This window comes from Escherichia sp. TW14182, from assembly GCF_000208525.1.
In the GTDB taxonomy this organism is placed as follows: Bacteria; Pseudomonadota; Gammaproteobacteria; order Enterobacterales; family Enterobacteriaceae; genus Escherichia; species Escherichia ruysiae.
This window is the reverse complement of sequence record NZ_AEJZ01000368.1, coordinates 1-9,809: the sequence shown is the minus strand read 5'-3', so window position 1 is coordinate 9,809 and position 9,809 is coordinate 1. Positions and strand designations below refer to the sequence as shown.

Annotated in this window: 9 protein-coding genes; all 9 read right to left on the bottom strand. The window is 50.1% G+C overall.

The genetic code is table 11. The features are described 5' to 3' along the window. Nucleotides 1-2: 2 nt before the first annotated feature. The 9 genes from EQY_RS0121875 to fadJ all read right to left on the bottom strand — a co-directional run bounded on the left by EQY_RS0121875 (nt 3) and on the right by fadJ (nt 9,749). Nucleotides 3-608, bottom strand: a complete 606-nt coding sequence (locus tag EQY_RS0121875; protein ID WP_000960614.1) for a StfH/YfcO family fimbrial adhesin — start codon at nt 606-608, stop codon at nt 3-5. Between the two features lie 30 nt (nt 609-638). Then, nucleotides 639-1,178 carry a fimbrial protein gene (locus EQY_RS0121870; RefSeq protein WP_000847940.1) on the bottom strand — a complete coding sequence of 180 codons (540 nt, stop codon included), beginning with the start codon at nt 1,176-1,178 and terminating at the stop codon, nt 639-641. Next, the gene (locus tag EQY_RS0121865) at nt 1,175-1,663 is read right to left on the bottom strand and encodes a fimbrial protein (RefSeq protein ID WP_000736551.1); all 489 of its coding nucleotides are present in this window, start codon (nt 1,661-1,663) and stop codon (nt 1,175-1,177) included. The genes EQY_RS0121870 and EQY_RS0121865 overlap by 4 nt, the downstream gene beginning before the upstream one ends. Beyond that, the gene (locus tag EQY_RS0121860; protein ID WP_000877920.1) at nt 1,660-2,175 is read right to left on the bottom strand and encodes a fimbrial protein; all 516 of its coding nucleotides are present in this window, start codon (nt 2,173-2,175) and stop codon (nt 1,660-1,662) included. Before EQY_RS0121860 ends, EQY_RS0121865 begins: the two co-directional genes overlap by 4 nt. A gap of 15 nt (nt 2,176-2,190) precedes the next feature. Then, nucleotides 2,191-2,943 (bottom strand): fimbria/pilus periplasmic chaperone, encoded by a 753-nt coding sequence (locus EQY_RS0121855; protein ID WP_000288640.1) that lies wholly within the window; start codon nt 2,941-2,943, stop codon nt 2,191-2,193. 19 nt (nt 2,944-2,962) lie between these two features. Then, the gene (locus EQY_RS0121850; protein WP_024212701.1) at nt 2,963-5,599 is read right to left on the bottom strand and encodes a fimbrial biogenesis outer membrane usher protein; all 2,637 of its coding nucleotides are present in this window, start codon (nt 5,597-5,599) and stop codon (nt 2,963-2,965) included. A gap of 82 nt (nt 5,600-5,681) precedes the next feature. Beyond that, the gene (locus EQY_RS0121845; protein ID WP_000033320.1) at nt 5,682-6,245 is read right to left on the bottom strand and encodes a fimbrial protein; all 564 of its coding nucleotides are present in this window, start codon (nt 6,243-6,245) and stop codon (nt 5,682-5,684) included. 671 nt (nt 6,246-6,916) lie between these two features. Continuing rightward, complete coding sequence (gene sixA / locus EQY_RS0121840; protein WP_001195811.1) at nt 6,917-7,402, bottom strand: phosphohistidine phosphatase SixA; 486 nt, start codon at nt 7,400-7,402, stop codon at nt 6,917-6,919. 202 nt (nt 7,403-7,604) lie between these two features. Next, nucleotides 7,605-9,749, bottom strand: coding sequence for a fatty acid oxidation complex subunit alpha FadJ (gene fadJ / locus EQY_RS0121835; protein WP_000424981.1), 2,145 nt, complete (start codon nt 9,747-9,749; stop codon nt 7,605-7,607). Between the last annotated feature and the right edge of the window lie 60 nt (nt 9,750-9,809).

Below are 9,809 nucleotides of genomic sequence, written 5' to 3'. Positions count from 1 at the left end.
CGTCAATATGAGTTCGCCGGAACGATACGTTCAATCACTGACCCTGTTGATTTCAGATTCAAAACCTTACTGTGTTCAACGCGGCTGTCACTCCAGGAGATATCATAATTTGTTAATGGCTCACCTGGGCAGGTTGTTGTATAGGTCGTCGGCCCCCTATAGTATTCGAACTTCGATTGATAATTAATGAATACCTTTACAGTACTATTCGCCGTCATCCCCACCATCCACGGGCACGTCTCCGCCGAACCATTGACCTCAATCGTCAGTAATATTTTTAAGCATTCCCAGTCGAAATCTGGGTCAATCTCTTTAACGCCCGGACAATAAGAATCTGCTACGACACCATCACCACTTGACATTACCGTTATTTTTGGTGCAGGGATGTTTCCTGGCCCCGTCCATGATTTATTCGGAAGATCCCCATAATGGACGCCATATGATCGATCCTGATAATACTCCCCATGATAAACCCCAGTGGTGGTGAGTAAATCAAGGTAAAAACGAAGCGTTGCAGTGGCACCAAGCGTACCATAATAGACTGGCACATTATTATAGACTGCCCCCAGTTTCGCCTGGACTCCCTGGCTAAAACACAGCACCAGCATGGCGCATAAAAGTAATCGTATTTTTTCATCTTATATATACTCGAAGGTTGCCGTCAGGTTGGCAGTAAAATCACCGAGCGTGACATCGCGACCGCTTTTCGCCTGTAGCCAGGCCCTGAAATGAATATCATTACTGCCATCGCTGAGCGTAAATTTCGCCCCGGTCGGGTTGTTAATCGCCACCCGCACACCATCGGTCGTTTCCATCCCAATTCCGACGCCCTGAGCGGTTGAGGTGGTATCCAGCGCGAGGAAACCCGGCTGTTCGCTGTCTTCCGTACCGGTAAGGGTCACCTGCACCTGGTAACTCGCTGGCCCTTTACAATCTTTCAGCTTAAACACCACCGGAACGCGCGGGGATTCCCCGGCGACCATAAGATCCTGACGACTGATGGCAGGAAAATGCACTTCTGCCAGATTTCCGCCCTCAACCACCAGCGTGCAGGATCGGCTTAATAAATTGCCGTAAAAATGCAGGTTGTTGTCCACGGCCAGGGCACAAGTGCCACCGGTCAACAGCAGCCCCGCTAACAGCGCGTAGCTGAACGAATAAATGCGTCCTGTCTTCATTGATAATCCACCCGTAATGTTGCATAGGCCGAAAACGTGGTATCACTCAACACCGCACCGGCCGACTTCACTGGCACAGCCTCCAGCTTCGGCTTTTGCGTAAAATCGGTGGCGTTAATGGCAAGCGGCGTATTCAGCTTAAAACGCTGACCATCGTGCCGAAGCTCAATACCAAAACCGGGAACGTCTGTTTCGACAGCCGCGTCATTGTACGAGGTCTGCGTCCCCGTCCAGGTAAGTGTCATAATCCAGTCGGGATCGCGTACTGCGGAGTCACAGCTCAGGTCATAGTTCACTTCCCTGCGACCATAATCCCCGTTGATGCTGTCGATGATAAGATCGCGAAATTCCACTTCAATGGTCTTTCCCTCGCTAATGGTACAGGCTGGAGGTGACACCAGCGTACCGTGAAAGGTGATGTCTTCATTTGCTGCCAGAGCCACGCCGCCACAGATGCAGAGTAAAAGTAATGAGAGTTTTTTCACTGGTAATCCACCACCATCGTCATACTGGCGTTAAATTCCGCTGGCGTAAGCTGCACTCCGCTCTGTTTTACCGGCACCGCTTTGAGACTGGGCAACTGGTTAACATTGAAATCAGACCAGTTACCTTCACCCACTTTAAACAGGGTGTTATCGGCACCGTTTTCAATGCGGATACCCAGGCCTGAAATTTGCGTCGCAATGACCGTTTCCCCGTTAATCACGGTGGTGGAGCCTTTAAGCTGCATCCGCAGATCATCAACACCTGATGCCTTGTTACCGCAGTTCAGGGTATAAAGCGCCCCCGTCGTACGGTAATTTGTGCCATTGATTTTGCTAATGTACACATTGCCAAATTCAACATTGCTCCCCTTCACGGAACAGGGCGGTGGCCCATCCACCAGAACGCGCAACGTTAATAACACCGGTTTACTTTCTCCCGCGACGGCCATGTTGCCCGTCAGCCAGCCGCTCAGGAGAAAAATGCCCGTTCCCACCAGAAACGTGTATTTCATAAGACTCTCCCGGCATCAGCCTTTGCGGCTCTGCTCTGCATCCACCTGGCAACTATTGCCGTTGCATTTAAAGATCAGCGAAAGTCGCGCGCCGTAGTCGTTGACGTAAGTCAGCACCGGCACACTGTCCATCTTCACATTCAGCGGTGCGGATGTTTTCGGCGGCATTACCAGCGGCGTAAATCCGGCTGCCGGATTACCATTTTTCTGGGTACTGGCGTTGCTGAGGATCACGTAATACGGCGTTGGGTTATTAACGGTGAAGGCCTGCCCATTGCGGGTTAAAGTCACCTTATGCTGCCACGGATCTCTCATGTTGATTTCTGCCAGCGCCTTCGGTCGCCAGAACAGTTTGATACGCGTTTGCAGAGCAATTTGCAGGGTGTTCGGTTTGTTCGATTTTGGCGGGATTTCACGCACGTTAAAGTAGAACATGCTCTCACGATCGGCAGGTAACTTGCTGATATCCGGCATTCCCTGGACTTTTACCTGACCATTCATCATCGCATCAATGCGCTGTACCGGCGGCAGAACCGTCAATGGCGAACTGATTTTGTTGCCCTTTTCCTCTTCTATCCAGCTTTGCGCCAGATATGGCAGCTTAGGGTCGTTATTGCGCAACGTGACGCTGATGGATTTGTCACTTTCTTTGAAGATCAGGCGGGTTCGGTCGGGCGTTACCGATGCGTGGGTTGTAAAACTGGCGGCGGTCACCAGCAGCGCCAGCGCCGGGGCAACCATTTTTGCGGTATTAGTCTGTGTATACATGGATCATTCCTTAATCACGTTATTGGTTAGCGGAGATAGCGACTGGCGGTGTACCCGGAGTGAGCTGCTGCGTCTGTTCCTGAATCACCGGTTTGATTTCCAGCGGAGTGGCAGGCTCCACCGCGCCTTTTTGCTTACACGGCAGTAACAGGCCGTTGAACAGATCGGCAGGCAGCGGGTCTGGCAGGGAGATCTCACAGTGGGAAGCCCCATTCCATGAGACACTCATACGTTCGCCAGCTTTTACCCCGGCCAGATAGACGTTGCCGTCATCGTCAACCAGACCGACCTGCTGGTCGTGTTCGTTTTTCACTTCTGCACCAAATGGCGGATAACTACCATCACTCATGCGCAGGACAGCCATCGCCTTTTGCCCACTGATGACCGCAAATTTACGGTAGCCAATGGCTCCTTCGGTGAGCGTCGCCTGAACCACTGACTGCGTGGCTTCGGCATTCTCTGGCAGTTTAGTCAGGTCAATAGTGGCCTGGTTACGGTAGTAGTTATTGACGTCCGCAACAACAGCTTTACCGAACATGTTGGTGTACACCGCTGAACCGTTACCTTCGACCGGTACGTCAGCCACGCCGTCAGCGTCGATAAGCAGGCGCGTACCGCCCATGTTTTGAGTACGATGCAACGCGCCACCGTGCGCCGTTAACGTGGCTCCGCCTTGCAGCGACAAGCCGGCAGAAGTGTATTGCCCTTCATGGTAGTTAGCACTCAGATCCACGTGTGCCATTGAACCGTCATGGCTGTAATAGCCATCCACGCTGGAGTGATTTTCACTGCTGCCAACGTTTATCTGATAGTGGCTGGCGTCATCAATACGGTTGAAGTATCCCACCTGACTGCTGTCTGAACCGCTACCGTAGTTGCCGTTGTAACTCACGGTGCTGTTATCACCCCACGGCATACTTAAGGAGATATAGACGCCTTTGTCGGCGCTGTTGTCATACTCGTAGCGATAACCCGTCAGGGAGATACTCATGTTACGAATGCCGCCCATGTTAAAATAATGGGAGAGCATGACGTTGTAGTTGGTCTGCTCCTCGCGATCCCAGTAGGTATGACGCGTATAGTTCAGGTAAACAGAAACACCAACATCCCTGAAGTTCTGGTTATAGGTGGCGGTGTACATCTCTTTATCATTGCCGGCGCGAACCATTTCGCTGTCATTCGCGTCCAGATACTCGCTCATGGTCATATAGTTTTCTTCAGAGAAGCGGTATCCGGCGAAGGTGACGCGGCTGTTTAGATCATCAAAGTCTTTGGAGTAACTGACGCGGAAAGAGTTACCGTCGAGCGTCCCCTTGCCGTAAGCGGTTGAATCGTCAAGTCGGGTATGTGAGTGGGTAATATCAAACGCCATCGCGCCGAAAATGGAGAGATCGCGCCCGATGCCAAGCGCGGCAGACTGGTAGTTTTCATCGCCCAGCGCCCCGCCGTACAGCGACCAGCCATTGGCTACCCCCCAGGACGCTTCACCACCGGAGAAGAATCCGCCCTGTACATGGTGTCCCCACTCCTGCGGGCGCCCCATCATCACTTTATAGCGCACCTGACCCGGGCGCGTCAGGAACGGCATGGAAGCGGTGCTGATGTCATACTCCTGCACCTGGCCGTTCAGCTCTTCAATGCGCACATGCAGCGTACCAGAGTTAAATTCACCGAGATCCTGAATACGGAATGGCCCGGCAGGCACCTGGGTTTCATAAATTATGCGCCCTGCCTGACTAACGGTGACTTTCGCCGCCGTATGCGCCACGCCGGAAATATCCGGAGCATAGCCGCGCAGGTTCGGCGGCAACATTTGATCGTCGGTGCTGATGCTACCGCCGATGTAGTTAAAACCATCAAAAATATCAGAATCGAGGTAGTCTTCGCCGAGTGCCAGTTTGGCTTTCAGGCTCGGTAACGCACGCCAGGCGTAGTAACGGCTCCAGTCCCAGTTTCTCTCGGTGCTGTTATCCGTCTCTTCATCGTTACTGCGGGTGTGCTGATAATCGCTCTGCCAGTCGGCGCGCAGGCGCCACGCCCCGAGGTTAACGCCAACCGTACCGTTGCCGCTGATGTCGTTGCTGTCATCGCCGCCATTTTCTTCGTGTCGGGTTTGGGCGTTGATGCTGTAATCGGCAATTAAACCGGGGATACCATCATCCCAGCGCGAAGGCGGATCCCAGTCTACATCGCTGTATTCAAGATAAGCCTGCGGTAAGGTGATGAGCAGTGCGGACTGGCTTAAATCAGCACGTATTTCCAGACCGTCAAGTTGACCTGGTTTGAGGCATTTACCATCGCGATCCCATTGCAATTTTTGTGCAATATCTTCTTTAAAACCAAGCTGTGCCACCAGCTCTGGCGACAGGCAAGCGTAAGTTTTATTTTTATCGTTTTCTGACGCATACCAGTAAATATCATATTCATCAGGTAACGGCTGTTTATTTACCTGAACCTGTAAATTATATTTACCCGGTTCAACATAACCCTGGCTGGAAAAACGCTTCAGATCAATTTTCGTGTCGCCTTTTAATTCCAGAAAACGGGAATCAAACTGAATATCTTCGTCGGCCCAGGCATTGATATGGCATCCAGATATTGCCATGGCAACGCACCAGGGAAGCGCCCGTAAGCGGAAAAGGGAATGGTCAGGCATACACGTATCCATCCGTGGTTATTTAAAGACTATCGAAACGCTAAAAAACCCTCATAGCATTACTGCTATGAGGGGGAATACCTTAGAGATAGGTAATCTGGAAGGTGGTATTCGCTTCAAAACCGCCCAGGTCCGGTGCGTCAGTCGCACCTACCAGCCAGGCTTTAAAGTTTAAAGTTTGTTTCGGTTTGCCTTTGGAGGTTGCAGTATCTTTTACGATCTGCTGATTAATGCCAGCGCCACTTTTGTAAGAGGTTCCCTGTTGATCGCCAATCGCCAGGCTCACGTTGTTAAACGCCGCACCGGTATCGGTATTAAAAATGGTGTAGTAGTTGCCGCTATTCGCCGCAGACACAGTACCGGTGAAGGTAGTGGTCATGGTCGTTTGGGTATCAAACACGCAGTCCTGCAAACGAATCTGGAAATCTTTCGGCGTGGTAGTGCCGTTGTTTTTCAGTTTATCTGCACCGATATTCCCCATATCCACTTCCAGTTTGTGATCGTCTGGTACGATAGAGCAAACGGAATCTTCAATGGTGCCGTAAAAACGGGCAGTACCGTTGTTACCTTCTGCGAAAGAAGATGTTGAAGTGAACGCACCCATTACCATTGCTGCTGCAATAGCTGTTTTTACAAACTTACTCATTATTTGTCCTTAAACCATAAATAATTAGAATATAAGCCAACTGAAATATTGATGATAAAATCCCTCAATCTTTCTTCAGCAGCTTTTAACCAACCATTGAATAGGATTTCTGATCCATAAAATACGGGTTGCACGAGATGATATTCTTTGGCGTGGCGGCAATGTTGATATTTTAATGAGAGTGGTTCAATTTAAATTTACTAACAACACTGTGTAGAAATCTTTAAATAATCAATAGTACAAATAATAGTTTGAGGGTTATCTCAAAAAACAGCAGAACATTTCATCAAAACGGCACAAACACTTTATCCCATGAATGTTCCTGGATCATAAAACAGCTAAAAATAAATATGGCAATTGTGATTACACCTTCCCGAAGATATAATATTAATTCTTCTGAATTAATATTATATCAAGACCCTAAAATACCTGCTCAATAATCTCTCTCTTTATTTTTTAACACATCTTTTCGAAAAATAATAACCCATGCAAAAAAGCAACAATTACTTCCATATGTAACTTTGTGAAAATAAATAACTGCCCTTGCTATAAATGGAAACATTTATTTTTTCATAACCGGAGGATTAAACGCATTTAAATAGCAATAATTTCAATACAGTAAGCAAAACTAAGGCCCGAAAGCTTACGCCAGCGGGCCTTACACGTTCATATCAGATTGCTTTTGCCATCTTCAGATTACACGGGCTCATCTGCCAGTTGAATTGACCTTTTCCGCTTTCATCAAGCGTTACGCTGGCAATGGCCGAGGTGGTAAACATAGGCGGCGTTTCGCCCGGACATAACTCAGCGACCAGATATCCGACTAAGGGTAGGTGGGAGATCACCAGTACCGAAGCAACACCTTCATTGGTCAACGCCTGCAGATAGGCACTGACCAGGCCAACATCGCCGCAGGGCGTTAACTCCGGCAGAACTTCTGCACTGGAAGGCAGGTTCAGACAATCCCCTACTTCGTCCAGTGTTTGCTCGGCTCGCAGGAACGGGCTCACCAGAACGCGTTCGATTTCCACTTTTTGACCTTTCAGCCAGTTCGCCATCAGGCGAGATTCGTCACAACCGTTAGTGGTCAGAGGACGAACCGAATCACTGGCGGCATCGAGGGCTGCGTCGCCGTGACGCATGATAAAAACTTGCATATTGCACCGCTTTTGTTAACCAGATTCGCCCGTCTTCTTTCATCTGAAACCAGATAAAGAGGACGGTGGCCGGCATTGTGCCTTATCCATTCACCGAATGAAACGCTGTTTTTTACCTCAATGGCGTAAGTATAGTCAATATGCGTTTGCATTTTGACCAACACTCCGCCATTCAGCGCGGATTCATATAGCTTTGACCTTCTTATTGCAGGTCAGTTGCAGTTGTTTTCCAAAAACTTTCCCCTCGCTCGCTCATCTCTACTAAACGCTCGCAAGGGGTAAAACGAGAACCATACTGCGTGGCCAGTCGCTGCATTATTGCAACCACTTCGCCCGCGCCGAGAGAATCGATATAGCGGAACGGTCCACCGAGAAATGGCGGAAAACCAATGCCAAATACCGCGCCAATATCTCCGTCACGCACGCTACGGATAACCTGCTCGTCCAGACAACGTACTGCTTCATTCAGCATCAACATCACGCACCGTTCAGCAACCTGCGGTGCGGAGAGCCGCCCCTGCCCTTGCGCGCCAATCAGCGGGTAAATGGCGGGATCGACCTGTTTTTTGCTTTTACGCCCTTTCTGACCGTAAAGATAGAATCCCCGACCATTTTTTCTACCTTTGCGATCGTCGTTCAAAATTGAAGAAACAACATTTGCAGGCGCGCTAAAACGTTCTCCATAAGCGGCTTCCAGTACAGGAATAATTTTAGTCCCGGTATCGATTCCTACCTCATCCAAAAGTTGGATTGGCCCTACCGGAAAACCAAATTTCACTAGAGCGGCATCAATGTGCTCTACCCGTTCACCTTCGGTCAACATGCGGATAGCTTCATTAATGTAAGGCGCTAAGATGCGATTGACGTAAAACCCGGCTTTGTCACGCACGACAATGGGCGTTTTACCCTGTTTTTTCGCCAGTTTTACCGTGGTGGCGATGGTTTGCGCCGATGTAACCGCATGAGGAATGATCTCCACCAGCGGCATTTTTTCCACCGGACTGAAGAAATGCAGGCCGATAACTTGCTCTGGTCGCGTGGCGTGAGCGGCAATATCGCCAATCGGTAAAGATGAGGTATTCGAAGCAAAGATGGTATGAGCGGCGCAATTCTGCTCAACTTCTGCCACCATTTGTTGTTTTAATTCGAGATTTTCAAACACTGCTTCAATAATCAGATCGCGATGGGCAAAGCCGCGATAATCCGTCGTTCCCGAAATTAATGCCAGTTGATTGTCGCGTTCACTGGCTTTGAGATGCCGACGGCGCACTTTGCCCTCAAGCTGATCCCAACTGTATTTCAGCGCATGATTAATCCCCTGGACGTTGATATCTTTAATTCGTACCGGCAGACCCGCTTTACAGGCAGTGACGTAAGCAATACCGCCGCCCATCAAGCCACCACCTAAAATTCCCACACTATTTAAAGGAGCGGGGGCAACATCGCTGCCGGGATCTTTCTTCACGTCGGTACTGGCAAAAAAGATATTGCGCAATGCCTTTGATTGCGACGTCATCGCCAGTTCACCAAAGGCTCGAGCTTCAGCGTCATAGCCGCTACTGGTGCCCTGCGCTAACCCGGTCTCGATAACCTCAAGAATACGTTTTGTCGCCGGGTAGTTGCCCTGGGTTTTCTGTTCTGTTTTTTTGCTTACCATTTTGAATAACAGCGCACGACCTAATGGCCCCGCCATCACACGTTTGCGAATCGGAAGTGCCCGCGAAACCGGACGATCCTGCTTCGCCAGCTCTACAGCGGCTTCCAGTAAAATGGAGTGCGGAACGACGTCATCCACCAGTCCCAGCTTTAACGCCTGTTTTGCCCGAAGCTGCTTGCCGGTGAGGATCATCTCTAATGCTGTGCTGACACCTATCAGGCGCGGTAAACGCTGGGTGCCACCTGAACCGGGTAACAACCCAAGCTGAACTTCAGGCAAACCGAGCACCGTTTTAGGATCGTCAGTACAAACACGACCGTGGCACGCCAGCGCCAACTCCAGTCCACCGCCCAGGCAAGCGCCGTGAATGGCGGCAATAACCGGAACTGGCAAGGCATGAATTTCCGCCATCAACTGTTGCCCCTGCCGCGCCAGTGCTTCCGCTTCTTGCGCCGTTTTGCAGTTGCCGATCATGTTGATATCCGCGCCGGCAATAAAGTTGTCCGGTTTCGCGGAGATAAACACCACGCCGCGCAGATCTTTATTTTCGCGGAGTTGTTTAATAATGGTGCGTACCTGTGAGGCAAACTCCGCCTTCAGGGTGTTCATTTTCTCGCCAGGAACATCAATGGTGATGACGGCAATATTGTCCAGACGCATATTGAGGGTAAATGCTGATGCCATTTCCATTATTCCGCCTCCAGAACCATTGCTGCACCAAGCCCACCTGCGGCACAGGCGGGCACTAAA

What these genes read in the sequence shown, in the direction of transcription:
- EQY_RS0121860 (WP_000877920.1), bottom strand. Translation starts at nt 2,175, where the DNA reads ATGAAATACACGTTTCTGGTGGGAACGGGCATTTTTCTCCTGAGCGGC.
- EQY_RS0121855 (WP_000288640.1), bottom strand. Translation starts at nt 2,943, where the DNA reads ATGTATACACAGACTAATACCGCAAAAATGGTTGCCCCGGCGCTGGCG.
- EQY_RS0121845 (WP_000033320.1), bottom strand. Translation starts at nt 6,245, where the DNA reads ATGAGTAAGTTTGTAAAAACAGCTATTGCAGCAGCAATGGTAATGGGT.
- EQY_RS0121870 (WP_000847940.1), bottom strand. Translation starts at nt 1,178, where the DNA reads ATGAAGACAGGACGCATTTATTCGTTCAGCTACGCGCTGTTAGCGGGG.
- fadJ (WP_000424981.1), bottom strand. Translation starts at nt 9,749, where the DNA reads ATGGAAATGGCATCAGCATTTACCCTCAATATGCGTCTGGACAATATT.
- sixA (WP_001195811.1), bottom strand. Translation starts at nt 7,402, where the DNA reads ATGCAAGTTTTTATCATGCGTCACGGCGACGCAGCCCTCGATGCCGCC.
- EQY_RS0121875 (WP_000960614.1), bottom strand. Translation starts at nt 608, where the DNA reads ATGCTGGTGCTGTGTTTTAGCCAGGGAGTCCAGGCGAAACTGGGGGCA.
- EQY_RS0121850 (WP_024212701.1), bottom strand. Translation starts at nt 5,599, where the DNA reads ATGCCTGACCATTCCCTTTTCCGCTTACGGGCGCTTCCCTGGTGCGTT.